This window comes from Pseudothauera nasutitermitis (assembly GCF_004801295.1).
In the GTDB taxonomy this organism is placed as follows: domain Bacteria; phylum Pseudomonadota; class Gammaproteobacteria; order Burkholderiales; family Rhodocyclaceae; genus Pseudothauera; species Pseudothauera nasutitermitis.
Genome location: NZ_SSOC01000001.1, coordinates 823,928 through 839,246, shown reverse-complemented (window position 1 = coordinate 839,246; position 15,319 = coordinate 823,928). Strand labels below are relative to the sequence as shown.

At 65.7% G+C, this 15,319-nt stretch carries 21 protein-coding genes; all 21 read right to left on the bottom strand.

Features of this window, described 5'->3' with window-relative positions:
- Position 1 precedes the first annotated feature (1 nt).
- The 21 genes from E6C76_RS04060 to E6C76_RS03960 all read right to left on the bottom strand — a co-directional run bounded on the left by E6C76_RS04060 (position 2) and on the right by E6C76_RS03960 (position 15,243).
- Positions 2 to 418, bottom strand: a complete 417-nt coding sequence (locus E6C76_RS04060; protein ID WP_087778462.1) for a hypothetical protein — start codon at positions 416 to 418, stop codon at positions 2 to 4.
- Positions 418 to 1,317 (bottom strand): hypothetical protein, encoded by a 900-nt coding sequence (locus tag E6C76_RS04055; RefSeq protein ID WP_136346940.1) that lies wholly within the window; start codon positions 1,315 to 1,317, stop codon positions 418 to 420. The genes E6C76_RS04060 and E6C76_RS04055 overlap by 1 nt, the downstream gene beginning before the upstream one ends.
- A 10-nt stretch (positions 1,318 to 1,327) precedes the next feature.
- On the bottom strand, positions 1,328 to 1,711 hold the full coding sequence (locus E6C76_RS04050; RefSeq protein ID WP_136346939.1) for a hypothetical protein: 384 nt from the start codon (positions 1,709 to 1,711) through the stop codon (positions 1,328 to 1,330).
- The gene (locus E6C76_RS04045; protein ID WP_087778468.1) at positions 1,711 to 2,232 is read right to left on the bottom strand and encodes a hypothetical protein; all 522 of its coding nucleotides are present in this window, start codon (positions 2,230 to 2,232) and stop codon (positions 1,711 to 1,713) included. Before E6C76_RS04045 ends, E6C76_RS04050 begins: the two co-directional genes overlap by 1 nt.
- Positions 2,233 to 2,341: 109 nt before the next feature.
- Complete coding sequence (locus E6C76_RS04040; protein WP_168734232.1) at positions 2,342 to 2,941, bottom strand: hypothetical protein; 600 nt, start codon at positions 2,939 to 2,941, stop codon at positions 2,342 to 2,344.
- Positions 2,941 to 3,435 (bottom strand): glycoside hydrolase family 108 protein, encoded by a 495-nt coding sequence (locus E6C76_RS04035; protein ID WP_211090095.1) that lies wholly within the window; start codon positions 3,433 to 3,435, stop codon positions 2,941 to 2,943. The genes E6C76_RS04040 and E6C76_RS04035 overlap by 1 nt, the downstream gene beginning before the upstream one ends.
- On the bottom strand, positions 3,432 to 3,707 hold the full coding sequence (locus E6C76_RS04030) for a hypothetical protein (protein ID WP_087778471.1): 276 nt from the start codon (positions 3,705 to 3,707) through the stop codon (positions 3,432 to 3,434). Before E6C76_RS04030 ends, E6C76_RS04035 begins: the two co-directional genes overlap by 4 nt.
- Positions 3,707 to 3,931: a hypothetical protein gene (locus E6C76_RS04025; protein WP_136346938.1), complete on the bottom strand. Its 225-nt coding sequence runs from the start codon at positions 3,929 to 3,931 to the stop codon at positions 3,707 to 3,709. The genes E6C76_RS04030 and E6C76_RS04025 overlap by 1 nt, the downstream gene beginning before the upstream one ends.
- Positions 3,915 to 4,700: a hypothetical protein gene (locus E6C76_RS04020; RefSeq protein WP_136346937.1), complete on the bottom strand. Its 786-nt coding sequence runs from the start codon at positions 4,698 to 4,700 to the stop codon at positions 3,915 to 3,917. Before E6C76_RS04020 ends, E6C76_RS04025 begins: the two co-directional genes overlap by 17 nt.
- Before the next feature lie 12 nt (positions 4,701 to 4,712).
- Positions 4,713 to 5,525: a hypothetical protein gene (locus E6C76_RS04015; protein ID WP_105812230.1), complete on the bottom strand. Its 813-nt coding sequence runs from the start codon at positions 5,523 to 5,525 to the stop codon at positions 4,713 to 4,715.
- A 63-nt stretch (positions 5,526 to 5,588) separates the two neighbouring features.
- Positions 5,589 to 6,263 carry a hypothetical protein gene (locus E6C76_RS04010; RefSeq protein WP_136346936.1) on the bottom strand — a complete coding sequence of 225 codons (675 nt, stop codon included), beginning with the start codon at positions 6,261 to 6,263 and terminating at the stop codon, positions 5,589 to 5,591.
- Between the two features lie 24 nt (positions 6,264 to 6,287).
- Entirely contained in the window at positions 6,288 to 7,952 is a 1,665-nt protein-coding gene (locus tag E6C76_RS04005) for a hypothetical protein (protein WP_136346935.1), read from the bottom strand.
- Between the two features lie 15 nt (positions 7,953 to 7,967).
- The gene (locus E6C76_RS04000) at positions 7,968 to 8,498 is read right to left on the bottom strand and encodes a HeH/LEM domain-containing protein (RefSeq protein WP_087778482.1); all 531 of its coding nucleotides are present in this window, start codon (positions 8,496 to 8,498) and stop codon (positions 7,968 to 7,970) included.
- 15 nt (positions 8,499 to 8,513) lie between these two features.
- Positions 8,514 to 10,196 carry a hypothetical protein gene (locus E6C76_RS03995; RefSeq protein ID WP_136346934.1) on the bottom strand — a complete coding sequence of 561 codons (1,683 nt, stop codon included), beginning with the start codon at positions 10,194 to 10,196 and terminating at the stop codon, positions 8,514 to 8,516.
- 111 nt (positions 10,197 to 10,307) lie between these two features.
- The gene (locus E6C76_RS03990) at positions 10,308 to 10,838 is read right to left on the bottom strand and encodes a hypothetical protein (RefSeq protein WP_136346933.1); all 531 of its coding nucleotides are present in this window, start codon (positions 10,836 to 10,838) and stop codon (positions 10,308 to 10,310) included.
- Positions 10,839 to 10,844: 6 nt separating this feature from the next.
- Positions 10,845 to 11,939, bottom strand: coding sequence for a hypothetical protein (locus E6C76_RS03985; protein ID WP_136346932.1), 1,095 nt, complete (start codon positions 11,937 to 11,939; stop codon positions 10,845 to 10,847).
- On the bottom strand, positions 11,932 to 12,729 hold the full coding sequence (locus E6C76_RS03980; protein ID WP_136346931.1) for a GIY-YIG nuclease family protein: 798 nt from the start codon (positions 12,727 to 12,729) through the stop codon (positions 11,932 to 11,934). Before E6C76_RS03980 ends, E6C76_RS03985 begins: the two co-directional genes overlap by 8 nt.
- Before the next feature lie 59 nt (positions 12,730 to 12,788).
- Positions 12,789 to 13,127 carry a hypothetical protein gene (locus tag E6C76_RS03975; protein WP_136346930.1) on the bottom strand — a complete coding sequence of 113 codons (339 nt, stop codon included), beginning with the start codon at positions 13,125 to 13,127 and terminating at the stop codon, positions 12,789 to 12,791.
- 11 nt (positions 13,128 to 13,138) lie between these two features.
- Positions 13,139 to 13,627 (bottom strand): hypothetical protein, encoded by a 489-nt coding sequence (locus E6C76_RS03970; RefSeq protein WP_136346929.1) that lies wholly within the window; start codon positions 13,625 to 13,627, stop codon positions 13,139 to 13,141.
- On the bottom strand, positions 13,624 to 14,409 hold the full coding sequence (locus E6C76_RS03965; protein ID WP_211090094.1) for a hypothetical protein: 786 nt from the start codon (positions 14,407 to 14,409) through the stop codon (positions 13,624 to 13,626). Before E6C76_RS03965 ends, E6C76_RS03970 begins: the two co-directional genes overlap by 4 nt.
- Before the next feature lie 6 nt (positions 14,410 to 14,415).
- On the bottom strand, positions 14,416 to 15,243 hold the full coding sequence (locus E6C76_RS03960; protein WP_136346928.1) for a hypothetical protein: 828 nt from the start codon (positions 15,241 to 15,243) through the stop codon (positions 14,416 to 14,418).
- Between the last annotated feature and the right edge of the window lie 76 nt (positions 15,244 to 15,319).

The following is a 15,319-nucleotide window of genomic DNA, read 5'->3' as shown; positions in this document are numbered from 1 at the left end:
GTCAATTCAGGTCGATGCGCGGGCCACGGATGGCGATGCCGTCAGGCGTCAGCACGATTTCCGACGGGCCGACAGCCAGGCGCATGGTTCCGTCGGCCAGCAGCTCCATATTCGGGTGGTGCCAGCGCCGCCAGTCCGCCGAGTTGCCCGCCTGGGGGTTCCGGTAGCCGGTGATGATGGGGTAGCGCGGGTCGCCAGCAAGGAACGCAACCCAGACGGTATCGCCGGCCAGCATCTCGATTTCGGTGGTGTTCGCGCCCGCGCGCGACTTGTCGCCGATGGGGTACTCGATTTCCGCCTCGGGCAGCACGTCGGCGCCGTCGGTCAGGCCGGGAATCTCGACGCGGCACGTCCGCCGGGCCTGGTTGTAACTGCGCACGATGGCCGGGTAGCGGCCGGGCATGAGGCCGTAGTCCATCATTCCTCCAGCGCGCCCAGCCAGAGCCGGGTGTAGGTGTCGCTGGCGCCGCCGTCGTCCGTGCCGCTGCCGAAGGCGTGCGCGGCTGTGACGACCACCAGCTTTTCGCCGCCGGCGAAGGCGATCAGGTCGCCCGCGCCGATGCGGCCGTCGTAGTCGATGCGAACCGTCTTGCGATGCACCAGGCAGCGCGTCATGTTGCGCAGGCGCTGGGCATCCTTGAACGGGGCGTAGCGCACCGTGCGCGGCTTCTCGCGGTTGCCGAACACGGCGGCGCCGTTCGCGTCCAGAGAGAAGAACCAGGGCACCTCGTGGCGCTCCAGAAAGCCGCCATCCACGTCGTCCGATGCGTTGTCGGGCAGCGTCTTCACGGGCGCCTGCTTGAATAGGTCGGGCAACCGGACGAACTGGAGCCGGCCGGCCTTCCAGCGCACCACGCCGCCTTCCTCTTGCAGCACGCGGGCGACGTGGAAGGTCGGCGTCTCGCCCACAGGGCAGTAGAAGCGCGGTACGGGAAAATCGGCATCCACCGCCTTGATGGTTGCGCCGGCGGCCTTGTAGATCGCCGACAGGGCGGCGCTTTCCTTGATGATGGCGCGGCTTCGCACGTAGGCGACGCCGAGGCAGGATTCCAGCAGCGCCGTGATGCGGAAGCCCGCCATCTCGCGCGTGCCCTGGGTGCTGCGCTCGGCCACGCGCACGGACTTGACGATGTGCAGCGCGTCGCCGCTGCTGATGGAGAGCTTCTGGCCCTCGGCCAGCAGCTTGTCGAGGCCGGCGTCACCGGCCCGGATGTCCGCCTCCAGCGTCATCGGCACCGGCGCCAGGTCGGAGCGCAGCACGGCGGACTTGATGAGGTCGCCGCGAATCTGCTTGCCGTCGGCGAGAAAGAGAATCACGGCCCACCCTTCAGACGGTGATGATGGGCTGGAAGAACGCCCGGTGCGGCATGTCGGCCTCGGCCTGGGTGATTTCGGCCGCGATTTCGCTGGCCGAACGCCCGAACGGGTCGATGCCCATGCCGCGCGACGCCTCCAGTTGCAGCGCGGTTTCCCGCTCCGCGTAGAGCAGGAACAGCGGGCGAATCAGCGCCCATTCGGACGTGGTGATGGCGGTGTCGCCGTCGATGTCCGGCGCGGGCGTGACGCCCTCGTGCGCGCGCAATGCGGCGAACCCGGCATAGAACCGGGTCGCCGCGACGGCCTGCGCCAGAACCGTTTCCTCGTCCAGAAGGTTGCCGGCCGGCCGCTCTTGCGTGGCGAAGGTCTGCGCCAGGTCGGCCAGCTTCGCCATTAGCGGTAGTCGCCCGAGTTGCCGGCGATGATTTCGCCGAAGTAGTGGTAGAACAGCGTGCCGCTGAAGGTCAGCGGCTGCGAGCGGTTCTCCCAATCGCGGTCGGGCACGTCCATCTGGATGAACGCATCGACGATGCGCTTGGCGCGCAGGAACTTGGTGGGCGTGCCCTCGTAAATCTTGGCGTTGAAGGTGGCCCCGCCGCTGGCGTAGGTGCCGCCGCGCGTGATGAGGTTCACCAGCATCTGGTCGATGGAGCCGGCAATCGTCTCGAACATCGAGATTTGCCCTTGCTGGGCAACCTTCAGTTGCTGCGGCTGCCACATGGTGGCGCCCAGCGGCGTCGGCACTTCAATTTCGCCGGCGGGCGAAAGCTCGGGCCAGGGCGCCTGCTTGCACAGCAGGTAATTCCCCTCGAAACCTTCGATTTCAAAGGTGAAGTCGCTGGAAATGACCTTGGCGCCCAGGGCGCGGGTCGTGTCGTAGAAGCCCTTGAGATAGGCGGCATTGGAGACAGTCATTTCGTGTCCTTTCGGTTGATGAAACTCCCCTGCACTGTATGGCCCGTCCGCCCGTGGAACTGGCGCGGTTTTCCGGCTGCCGGCAGGGTTCGGCGCCGGATTTCCCCTGCTACTTCTGGCCCGGCGAGTCCGCCGTCACCGTGCCCGGCGTCACCGCGAACTGGCGCACCTCGGCGTTGGCGCGCTGCGTCTCGCCGGTGGTGCCGAACCAGAACGCCAGCACCTGCTTCAGCTCGTTGAACCAGTAGCCGACGATGGTGCCGATGGTCAGGCTCGCCGTGGCGTCGCGCAGCAGCGTGTCGGCCATGCCAGAGAACACGAAAAACACAATGCCGCCGGCGCCGAGCAGCAGCAGGACGGTGATGGACGGGCGCACCCAGTCCTTGGGCTGCTGGGCCGCGAGCTTGCGCGCGCTGTCGCGGTCGGCCGCCTCGGCGGCGTACTGCGCGGCGGCGGCCTGGAGCCGGTTCTGTTCGGCGCTCACCGCGAGTTGCTGGAGCTGCACCTTGGAATTGACCTCCAGCTCCTTGAGCTTGACGGCCGCGTTCGGGTCGCCCAGCAGCGCGGTGGAAACCGCATCCGGCGTGGCGTCCGTGCCCAGCGCCGTGGCAACGAGGCCGCCCACAGCGGCGCCGGCCGGCCCGCCCAGGATTCCGCCCAGAATGGGGGCCGCCTTACCGACGACCCCGGCAACGTCTTTCCAGTCCATTACGCATCCTCCGCCGCATATTTCAGGTTGCCCACCACCCGCCGCGCCCAACCCTTGCCGAACGTCGGCCAGGTCGAGAGCTTCGTGTAGAAGTCCAGGCGCTCCGCGTTGAAGCGCGCCAGAACGTCCGTCACGGACATGGCGCGCACCGCTGCGAGCGTCACCGGGCCAACCGCGCCATCATCAGCCACGCCCACGGCGCGCTGAAGGAAGCGGATAGCCTGGCCGATTCCGTGATTCACGGCGGCGTCGAACACCTGAAAGGCGATGGCGCCGTCGTATTGCTCCGCCTGGGCGCGGCCCCAGTAGGCCGTCCGGTAGATTTCCTTGGCCTGGTCGCGCGTCAGGTCGCGCATGGAGCCGGTGTAGCCGGCCTCGCGCGCAGTGCGCAGCGTGACACCCCAGTTTGTTTCGCCGCCGGGGTCTTCCGGGTGGTTCACGTAACCCCCCTCGTGCCCGATCAGGCGTTCGAACGCAGTGTCGAAGTTCATCATTTACCCCCAGAAATGTTCGAGACAATCCCGGCCCACACCGCAGCGGCCAGCGCCGCCGCCACCACGCCGATAAAGGCCAGGGTTCCGTGGTCGGCGATCTTGCGCAGCTTCCTGCCGAAGCGAAGATCAGCACGGAATTCCTCGACGCTCTCCGGCCTATCGACATCGACGCCAAGAATGGCGAAGACCTTCTTCACCGCACGATCTGCCGCCTCGGCCGAAACCGTCTCAGGAGACAAGCAGTGCTCGTCGTACTTGGATTTCTCGGTCATCAGCGAGTCCTCGCAATGGTCTTGGCGACGATGCCGCAGGCGCGGATAACGTCGTTAAGTCGGTTCACAATTGCCGCCTGCGTTTTCAATTCGGACTCCCTTCCTTTTTTCCAGTCGTCGAACGGCTTGCCCTCGAAGAATTTCCTGACCGTGCTGGGCTGCATTTGCATGGCGTCGGCCAGGGATGTCGAGGAATATAGGGCGAGGCTAGAGGCCAGATTCATCAGGTTTTCCGACCAGTTCGCGCGCCATTCGAGAGAGGCAGGTATGAACCGGAAATCGGGCCGGCGGCAGGTTCGCTGCCGCCCCTCCTTTGGGCATAGCCACGATGCCGTCCTTGCTGAACTCGGTCTTGAACAGGTGGTGCAGCTTCTCGCGGCCGGCGAAGTAGAGCGCCATCAGCGCGGAGAAGTCGCTTTCAGGGAAGGCGCCCATGATCTTCATGCGTGCCACCATGAACTCGTCGAAGGCGCCCTCGGCCATGTCGGCGTCCGGCACGCTCTCGCCCGAGCGCACCATTTGCGCGGCCATCGCGCCCAGAATCCAATGCAGGCGGCCGGACAGCGGCTTGCCCGAGGCGTCCTGCACCTCGCCGGTCATGCGCTCGATGGACTCGGCCATCGCGCCGGTCAGGTGCCGGATGTGCCAGGTGTCGCCGCCAACCTCGCCCACCTCGATCTGCTGGGCCTGGGTCTGGATGTCGGCCGCGCCGTCCAGGTAGTCCGAATAATGGCCCTCGCCCAGGGCGAAGTCGGGGCCGTCCTCGGCCGTCGCGGCCAGGTAGTGCGCCACGGCCAACATGCGCTCTTGCACCGTCCAGGCGGCGGGGTCGTCGATGCCTTGCGCAGACGCCACCGCCGCGCGCAGGAAGGCCGTGCAGGACGCTTCTTCCAGGTGCGTCGGCATCGACGCGATGGCGACGGACTCGGTGATGGACAGCTCGCGCAGTTGCACCGTCAGGCGGCGCGTGCGCAGCAGGGGAAAGTGAATCATCGTCTGGTGCTCCTACATGGAAACGATGGCCGCATTGCTCCAGTCCTTGCGGTCGAGCGCGGTCAGCGTGCAGAGGGTCATGGGAACGGCGAGCTGGACGAACCGCCCGCTGGCATCCACGGGGGAGTTGAGGGGCATACCGATGGACTCGATCACCAGGGGCGAGAAGATGCGGCCCTTGTATTTCAGGGCAACCCGCGTGGGTGCCTTCGAGGGCATCAGGGCCTCGACATAGCCCATGTCGCCCTTGGCCGTCTCGGCCGCGCGCGCGAGCACGGAGCCGTCCTTGGACAGCTCGATGGGCAAGGCCCACTCCATCAGCTTGTTGAACGGCGCCTCGACTTCGCTGGCGGAATCGCGCCAGGCCCGGAACAGCGCAGTCACCGTGATCTTGACGGGCGGCATCCCGTTGAACACCTGCGTGCTGTTCAGCTTCGTGATGCCGGTGCGTCCCTCGAACTGCTTGAGGAACTCGTTGGACTTCTGCTGCGCGGAGCCTTCCTTGGACTTGCCCATGACCGCATCGACCACGGGCTGGAGCGCACCGGATTGCAGCATCGCCATCAGCGCCGGGGCCTTCGACTCCGGGCCGGCCTGCTCGAACGGACTTTGCCAGTTGAGCACCATCTCCAGGTTGGCGTCGGTCAGCGGCGCCATGACCGCGATAGGGTCGGTCTTGCCCTCGATGCGATCCCAGGCGTCATCGCCCGTCTTCGCCACCTCGTAGAAAGTGGCGATCAGGTGCGGGGAAAGCCCGTCCCAGATGGAAGTCAGGGCGTTCGCGCCCAGCGTGGCCGCTTGGCCGATGGATGGAATGGTCGCCATAGCAAAAAAAATGGCGCCGCCGGCGGTAGCACAGCGGCGCCCAAGTCCCCCTCGGAGCAGCGGTTACAGGCCAGCCTTACGGCGCAGGCGCATGGACTTCAGGCGGCGCATCATGGCGCTGGCGGAATGGCTTTTCATCCGGGCCTTGCGGATGGCGACTTTCTGCTTGGCCGACAGGCGCACCTGGCCGGAGATGCGCTTGTTGATGCGCACCTTCTTCCCGCTGCGCACGACCAGCGTCTTGCGATACACCGCATCGAGCGCCGGCGCGTTGTCGTCGTCCGAGAACACGAAGTTGTCGATTTCGGCGCCGGCGGCGTCGTCGCCGTCGGGCAGCACCGAGGCCACCAGGTCGCGCACGCGGTCGGCCGCGTCGTCGTCCCAGTCGTTCAGCAGCGCACCGGCGTCTTCCTCGGTGACGCCGGCCTTGACCAGGTAGTCCCAGGCCGAGTTGAGCGCCACTTCCAGCACGCCCTGTTCGTCCTCGGTGACATCGCCGTCATGGTTGGCGTCGGCGATGCCCACGAACATCGCCATCAGGCGGCCGGCGTAGCTTTCGCCGTCGTCCAGGTCGTCGGTTTCCGCCCACTGCTGAACGACCGCGATGGCCGATAGCTTGATGTCGCGGAGGGTGTAGTCGTCGGCGCCGGACAGCGCCGGCTCGTCGCCGGTCGAGTCCAGCACCTTGACGGGTTCGCGGCGCTTCATCGCCCCGCGCAACAGTTCGCTCATGCTCATGTTGATGTCCTTCTCGGTGATGGGTTACTTGGTCAGCGTCTGGGTGACGAAGGTCTGGCGGTTCGTGCCGTCGTAGCGGAGCCAGTACGACACGTCCATCGCGTCATAGGGGCGCTGCTCGTTCGGGCGCACGTCGTAGGCCCAGGCCGCACCATTCATCTGCGGGTCGTTGGACGGCACCAGCCAGCCGGACGCCTGCGCACCCTCGAACAGGGTGGTCAGGAAGTCCCGCATCTTCTTCACGGACACGTCCATCGGAAGTTGCAGGAAGTCCTTGGCCGCGCGCGTCACGGACTCGTCGATGCTGGTGGACATATCCGCCACCGCGATCAGCTTCTTCAGGCTCGACTCGACCAGCGCGCAGGTCAGCGAGTCGCGGAACACGTAGCGGCCGCCGCCGGTGTACGTCTCGTAGATCACCGGGTTGATCTTCGCGCGCGCCAGCAGGTTGAGTTCCTGATTGGTCGGCGAGTAGGTCTGCACGATGCGCGTGCGCTGGAGCGGCCATTCCCGGCCCGCGATGGGGTAGTTCTTCGGCGCGAAGCCCTTGGCGTTCTTCTGGGCGTTGCGGCCGCAGCCGTAGGCGATGTTCAGCGTCTCGGTGCCGAAGTAGCCGTGCGGGTTGATGCCGGTCGGGTCGTCGGACTTCAGCGGCGCCCAGAATGCGTGCATCAGGTGCGCGGTCTGGCTGGCACCCATGTTGAGCTGATTCACGAACGCGACGGCCGCCTCCGGTGCCAGGTTGCCCGGAATGCCGAAGCGGAGCTGGCGGTTCGTGTCGAACGCGAGCTGGGCGAGCTGCGCCAGCAGGGCCGGGGCCTGCGTGCCACCAGCCGAGATGTAGGCGTAGTCGAACTGCGTGTATTGCAGCTTGTCGCGCGCCGCCATGTAGTCCTGGGTGGTGTAGGCCGTGCCGCCCTCGACGAAGCACACCAGCGTGCCGGACTTCGCCCACTTCTGCTGCCCGTTGGTGTCGTAGCCGTAGGCCACGGAATCGGAGTCGATCACAGCCGAGGCGCCGGTGACGCCCGTGGTGATTTCCACCGCATCGGTCTGCGCCAGGGCCACGTCGGGCAGGTAGGCCGAGTTGCCGTAATCGTCCTTGGCGTCGCTTTTCAGCGAACCGTAGAACTCGTACAGCAGGTTGCCGTCCTTGTCCCGCAGGCGCAGGGTCAGCTTGTCATTGTCGGCCGGCAGGCCGCCAGAGGTGACTTCCTCGGCGCGGAACTCCAGCACGATGCCGTCGTTGAAGCACTCCAGGTGCTTGACGGCGAACAGGTACGGCGTGGCCGGCAGGGTTTCGGACACGGTGAAGGTGAAGTTGCCGGTCGGAGCCGGGGTTTCACCCGTGCTCATTTCCAGCGCCACCACGGCGTACTTGATGACGGCGGCCGACGTGCTCAGACGCTGGACGATGGCCTGGTAGGCGCCCTTGTTCAGGGCCTCCACCACATGCACCCACGCCTCGTTGAGGGCGGACAGGCGCACCTGCTCGCCACTGCCCAGCTTCTTGAACACGTTGCCGCGATCAACGGCGAACGGCTTGTCGATGCGGCCACGGGTAGCCCGCATCATGATGCCGAACACCTGATCGGAATTGTCGGTGGTCGGGATTTCGGAGTTGTCGCGCAGCGGGTTGAGCTGCACGCCGGATTCCGAACCCAGTTGTCGCACGAAAGCGGTACTCATGGCCTCTCCCCTCGATTAAGCGTTCGCGGCGCCGGTGTCGGCAGCGCCTTCCGTGCCGTCGCCAGCGTCGGCGGGCGCGGCATCCAGCAGCGCAGCCAGGTCGGCCTTCTTGGCGTTGGCCGCGAACTCGATGCCCTTGGCCTTCAGCGCGTCCTTGAGCTGGTCGTAGGTCAGGCCATCGGACGGCTTCTTGGCGGTTTCGGTGCTGTCGCCAGTGGGCGCGCCAGCGTCGGCGGCGGCCTCGGCCGCTTCCGAGATGGTCAGCGCCAGTTCGCAGCGGCTCAGTTCGGCGATCTGTTCGACGCTCGACGCCAGGCGCTGGAACAGGTCGTGATCGGCGATCACCACCGTCTTCCGGCTGTCCTTGGGATTGGCGACGTGGCGGAGGAACAGGCCCTCGACCTCGGGGAACACCACGTCCTGAGGCATGTGGTTCTGCACCACCACCTTCAGGGGATACGCGGCATCGGCGAAAACCTCGGCTACGAGGTCGTTGGCGTCCTTCCCGGTCAGGGAAGGAGCGCCCAGTTCAACAGTGCGGGTCATGGCTCCATCCGTCCTTTACATGTTGGTGACGTTGATGAGGGCGAAGCCGCGAGCCGACGGGTCGTGCGGATTCACGGCGGTGAAGTTGCGGGCGTAGAAGCCGGCGCCCTGGCGCAGGTCGGCATTGACGGCCAGCGGGATGACGGTCGGCGGCACGGCGTCGCCCAGCACCACGGGGTTGCGCGTCACATCGGTGGCGCGGCCCACGGCCAGAATCTGGGCGCTGGTCGCGGTTTCGTTCAGGCCCTTCGGCGTGTAGTACACGTCGTACTGGCCGAACAGGCGGCCCAGGCGATAGATGCCGGGGCGCGGGGCAATGCCCGAGGGCTGGAACAGCGTGCTGGGCAGGCCCAGGAACTGCGCGGCCACGCGCTTGGTGACGTACAGATGGGTGACACCGTGGTTCATGGTGTCCTCGGCCATCTTCTGCGACACGACACTCAGCGGGTAGGCCAGCTCGGGCCACACGCCGAAGCGGCCGCTATCGACGTGCGCCTGCGCGGCGCCGAAGTCGAAGGTCGCGGTGTTCAGCGCGGCCAGACGAACGCCCTTGCGCAGCACGTCGTAGTGGCGCTCGTTGGCGAACTGAGCCTGGATGGCAATCACGCTTTCGCTGTACGGGTCGAGGCCCAGTTCGTTCGCCATCTGGGTGCGGCTGTCGATGGTCTGGTGCGTGGTGACGCGCCAGGGCTTGGCGAACAGCGAGAAGGTATTGACCGCCGAGATGATCGTCGGGGTCAGCTCGGGCGCACGCTCGAAGTCGATGAAGCCTTCGACCACCACGGGCACGGTAGCCGGCAGCGCGGGGGTCGTGGTCAGCGAGTAAGCGCCGGTGTCGGTGTTGATCGTGCCGCCGATGGCATAGCTGGTGCCGCCGACATTGATGGTGCCGGACACGGCCGAGTTGCCGCTACCAGCGGAATCGACCTCGCGGGCAGCCACGCGGCCATCCACATAGACGATGGAGCGGCCACGCAGCAGCTTCAGGTTGGCGGCGTTCTGGTCGCAGGTGTCGGCGGTAGCCTGGATGGCGGTAATCTTGCCCGTTACCGCGCCAGGGGTGGCGTCGCCCGAGCCGGCCGGCATGGAGGTATGCACGCGGCTGGAGCTGATGTAGGTGTCGCCGGAATCGACGCCATCCAGCAGCGCGCCTTGCGCATAGGCGCCGAACTCGTTGCCGGCTTGGTGCGTCATGATCGCCAAGCGCGCCTCGTTGGAGCCGATGTCCGCCGGCAGGTAATGCGCGAACGGGATGGCTTCGCCCAGGGCAGCCAGAATCGCCACCACGGCGCGGTTCGGTTGCAGCGAAATCTGGTCGTGGTGCGCCGAGGTCGCCGAGTCCAGACTGAACTTGCGGCGGGCGGCTTCGGTCGTGGCGTAGGCCGAGTGCAGCGCCAGCTCGATCACGTCGGCCGGGGCCGGGGTGCCGTGCTGGGCCTCATAGACGGAAACACCGTCCAGAACGGCGCGAGTAACGAGAGCGGCCGCATCGTCGCCCTTCGCCTCGTCCAGCACGGTCTGGAGGGTGTCGGGCACCTTGACGCCCGTGTTCTGGCTGGTGGCCGTCGCCAGGAAATCGGCGGCGGCGGCAGAATCGAAGGTGCCGCCCTTGGTGGCGTTGTCCTTCAGAGAATCGACGAATTGGGCTACTTCGGCAGTCTCGCGCTTGAAGTAATCCTGATGGATGCGCTTGGTCATGGTTTCGTGTCCTTTCGGAGAAGTTCAAACACTGGAACGCCGGCTGGTAGCCGACTGCCAGCTATTCTCAAAGGCTCACGAACTCGCCAGACGGCGCTTTTTCCGGGTTTGCTACCCGCCTTGCGCATCCTCGTAGTCGCCCGGCGTCACCAAGTCGAGATCGTTGCGGCGGTTGGTGATGTAGCGCGTCGTATAGGGCGGGATGTTGGACGTGGTTTCGATGCCGACAACCTCAAACGCCAGCTTGGGCGGTGTCGGCCCTGTTCCCAGCAGCAGGTACATCACGTCATGGTTGCGAACGTCGAACCAGTCCGGGTGCCCGGAGGGTTCTTCCGGCTCGATCAGGAACCGGAACTCGTCGCCGGAGCCGATGTTGGCATCCCCGCGCTTGACCATCGGCGCGGGCGCGAAGCCGCCATCCGCCGGCATGGCGTGGCCGTAACCGAGGAAGGTGTATTCGTACTGTTCCTCGTCCATCGAATCCAGCACGCCCAGGCCGCCCATCGTCGGCGCGCCGGCGACAGAATCCGGCGCCGTGCGGGTGATGGTCTTGCGATACACCTCGCAATTCATGGTGTTCGGGTGGTTCATGACGACGTTGCGCGCCATGCGGTTGATCCCGGTCGGTACGTTGTTCAGCATGGTTTTTCACTCCGCAGCATTGGCAATTCGTCTGTCGTTCCATCCCCATGAACGCATTTGGGAAACTTGATCTGGGGTCAGAGAACCGCCCTTGAGTGCCGATTCAATGCGGCGCGTATAGGGGTCGATTTTCTTTGGCGGTCTGGCCTTCGGCGCTGATGCCGCCCGTTTGCTGGCGCGCCGGTCGCGTGCCTTCGCGGCTTCAGCCTTTCTCTGCTCGCTGGTCTTGATTCGCGCTGGGGCCTTGGACTGGATAGCTTCCTCGGCCTCCGTCTGCTTGACTGTGGTGTTTGCCTTGTAAGCTGACACGCCCTGCAAATGCCGCTCAAGGAACCGCAAGACGGAATTGGACGATTCCAGCTCGGTCATGACCCGCAGGACGTGCTTACATGCCACTCCCTTCAGGCCGGGATTGCGAATCTTGGGGAAGCCTGTCTCATCGCGCCCTGCATTGAAGCCGCCAATGGTGGCCACATAGCGCAGGAAGTACCTATGGCGGTCGCAACTGCAATCGAATTTCAGCCCACCCTTGCGCATCTTGTTGGCTTCCCTGCGCACGGCGGCCGAGTCGCCGCCAGAGGCGATGATGGCATCCACCGCATTTCGGAATCCCATCAACTGAATCGTGACATGGTGCCGCGTCACGCCCGGCGTCGAGCCGCCGGCGTTCGTGATGAACCGCACGGAATCATGGAGCGCCGATACCGGCACGCCCATCGTGATTTCCTTGCGCGCCCGGTCGATGTCGCTTCTTGCCCCGTCCGACCTGTCGGACAGATACACCAATGGCTTCGCCGATGCCAGGTCGATGACCTGCCGCGCCGTGATGCCTTTCCCGGTCGCAAACCCCGCCTGCTTTTTGGCGATCTGCATGTTGTGCCGGAAGGTGGCAAGTTCGTTGGCGGTGATTTGAGTCACGCCACCGTTCAGCGTGGTGAACAACACCTTGCCGGAGTCCCACTGCCCCGACTGAAGCATCTTGTCAGTCAGGATGGTGGATTTCGCAGCGGCCTCGGCTTCCGCACGTTGCTTGGCGTCAGCATCGAAGCGCCGATTCGCTTCCCCTACGTGGCCCTTGACCTTGCCGAACCAATCAGCCATTCAGGTACTCCCATTCAAGCCCCGAGCGGGTAGGCAGCCCGCGAAGCTGTTTGCTGATGACCGATTCGCTGATGCCCTTCGCCTTGGCGGCCGCCCCCCTGCTGGGGAACACTTCGCCCGTGGTGATGCAGCGAATTTTCTTCTGGTGCCGCGCCCTGGCCGCCTCATTGCGCTTGCGCTGGAACTCCGGGTCTTGGCTCAACCGCTTCATGTTCTCCCGCATCCGCTCCGAATGAGCGGCGGCAAAAGAAGGGTCAGCGTGCAGCTTTTTCAGGGTCGCCGCTGACGCCTCGGCTACGTTTCGATATGCCTGCCCACGCTCCTTCATCGCGCGACGACGGGAAGACGCCGCCTTCTCCTTGACCTCGGCGGTCTGCATGACCACAACCCTTGCACGGGCCTTCTCAACAAAGGCAGAGTCGCTCCATAGCTCCGCGTTCTGCTTGGCTGCGCGTGCGGTGTTTCTGGCGCGGAAGTCGGGACGCTTCCACTGCTCAGTCAGCAGGCGCTCGGCAGTGGGAAGGATATTCAGGGCGGGCTTCAGCCGGTCAATGGCAGCCTGCTCGCAGGCCCTCAGTTCGTCCAGATAGCACCGCAGCAACAGTCGAAAGCGAAGCGAATCCACACCAGTCGCGGCGGCGATATGGGAAAGGATGGGGTTGTCATGCTTCCCGTGCCGGAGGCGCGACTTGTGCTCGCCCCATCGTTTCTCCACATCCACGGATGAGCCGATATACAGCCGCCCGTCAGGGGCTTGGATGGCATAGACGCCGATGATTTTCTCTTTCATTCAGCCATCCTATGGGTCTGGAAAATGTCGATACCGTTACGTTTTCCGATATTTGATGCCTACGCCTCCGCCCAGGTGGGCGCGAAGTTCTCGCGCAGGTCGTCGATGGACTCGAAGCCCGCCCGGCGCTTGATGTCGATGAGCTGCCCTTCGTTGGGCAGCACGATGCGTTTCTGCGGCAGGGGCTGATCGACGGTATCCAGGCCGGCGGCAGCCATCACGGCCAGGAACTCGTCACGCCGGCCATAGACGCGCTGGGAAACCAGCGTCAGGTCGTACATCTCGTCCGGCTTCGTCTCGTAGAAGATGGCCGTGGTGTCCCACGGCTTGGTGTTCTCCGCGAACTTGCGCACCTCCCGGTAGAAGGATTTGGCCGCGCGGGTGTCCTTGTCGATCATGGCCTCCCCCTTCAGATGGTCATGATTCCGCCGCCCAGCAGGTGCCGGAACGACTCGGCCAGCTTGACGGTGCGCTCCACGGTGTCGGAGCGGGTCGCGTGCAGGCACGTCGCCAGCGCGGCGATCTGGCCGCAGGTGATGGCGTCGGACAGGCGGTACTTGGGGCCGTTGGTGTCGATGCCGTCGCGCTCGATGGACTGCTCGGGGTTCGCGCGCGCGGCGCGGTCGCCGAATACCAGCCTGGCGCTCTTGCCATCTGCCGCCACACCCGCCTTGAGGGAGTAGAAGGCGGCAATGCCCGGCATCAGGTCGGAGTCGATAAAAAGCGCATCGCGGGCGATGTCCGGCACATTGGTTAGGACGATGCAGCCCTCGCGGCGCTCGGCCCGATAGTCGGCCTCTGCGCCAACCACCAGCACGCGCGCGTCGGGGTCATAGACCGAGAACAGCGAGCACGGACGACCGCCGTACCCGGTAAAGGTGGCCTGAATCTGGATCACGGCTCACCCCCATCGTCGGCGGACACCTCATAGGGCCGGATTTCTGCCTTGCCGCCCTGGTCGCCGGCCTCGGCGCTATCCACGCTCACGGTCTGCACCAGCGGATACCCGGCAGGGTCGTCCGTGCCCGGCGTGCCCTTGCCGTCGTTCGGCTCGCCCTCCTTGGGCGCATCGAACAGCGGGATTTCTGCGCGCAGGGTCATGTCGATGGCGAGGATGGTCAGGTTCTTCGCGTCGGTCTGGATGGACATGGCCGGAGCGTCCGGGGACTCGATCTGCACCGGCCAGGCCATATCCAGCCCGGCAAAGCGGTAGGACGCCTCGAACCGGCGGTTCTCCGTCTCGTCGAGGAACAGCAGGAACTGCGCTGCCAGGGAGTGGGCGGACGGCTCATCCGTGGCGAACACCACAAGCTGCGCGCGCACGTCGCCAGCCACGGCGCGCAGGCCGAACAGCCGCTCCTTGGCATCCTCGGGAATCATGACCATCTGGCGGTCAGCCACCTGGCGGGTGTAGTCGCGCCCGGTCGGCGTGTAGTCCTTCGCCACGGCCACGATGATCGCGGGCAGCTCGGGCGGCGTCGTGGGCGCGTTCTCCAGGTCGGAGCGCAACCACAGGGACAGCATTTCCTCCGCCGCGTCGATCATGCGCGCCGGAGCCCAGGCGATGGCCTTGGCGAGCGGGCGCGCGACAAAGCCCTCCAGGGGCTTCGTGGTCGGCACGATGGAAGCGAAGTAGCGGCCCATGAACTGGCCGAGGGCGATCTTGACGGGCTGGAGCATGGGCGCTTACCGACGGAGGAACTGGCCGAGCAGCCGGCCATACAGCGGGACGTTCTCGGCCGGGTCGGCATTGCTCTGCGGTGCGGAGAACTGCGGCAAGTCGGCGGCCCGCCGGAACACGTCGGCATCGCGGCGCATCCGCTCCATCGGGTCGATGGAAACGGCAATGGGCGCCACCGGCACGGCGTCCAGCACGGCGCCGGCGTCGATGCCCTTGGCGGCCAGCATGGACAGCAGTTGCTCGTTCTCCGCCCGCAGGTGCTCAATGGCTTCACTGGCGCGGTCGCGCTCGTCGTTGGCCGAGTCCAGCAGGCGCAGCACGCCGCGCAGTTGCTCGTCGTAGATGGCCGCCTCGATGTCGTCCAGCGTCATGTCGCGCACGTCGTCGAGGGTGTAGCCCCGGTTCGTGCTGTAGTTCGGCTCCAGCACGTAGTCGAACCCGAAGAACTCGGGCCGGTGCTGGTCAATGGCCGAGCTGAATCCGCCCACGCGGCCGGCGTACAGCTTCGCGGCAACCTGGCCGGGGTCATTGTTCAAGAACTCGGCCTGGTGCTCGATGGTGCCGTCCGGGCTGGCCCGCAGCAGGGTCGTGACAAGGGCCGGCTCCACCAGGGACGGGCGGCCGTCGTCCAGGCCGCCTTCGGCCGGGTTCATGCCGAACTTGATGCGGGGCCAGTGCCCGTAATAGCCCAGCATGTCGCGGTTCTTGACCCGCTCTTGGCAGGCCGGGCCGTTGATCGCGTCGCAGATGGCGCGGATATTGAAATTCCGCTCCTTGCCTCGGAACTGGCGGCCCCGCTCCCGCAGGTTGTAGGTGATGACCTTGGTTTGCATAGGAACCTCCTTCTTCGGAGGATGGTAGGAGCGGGTCAAGGGCAGGATGCGCGCCGTTTTCCGGCCTGGCTGCCCG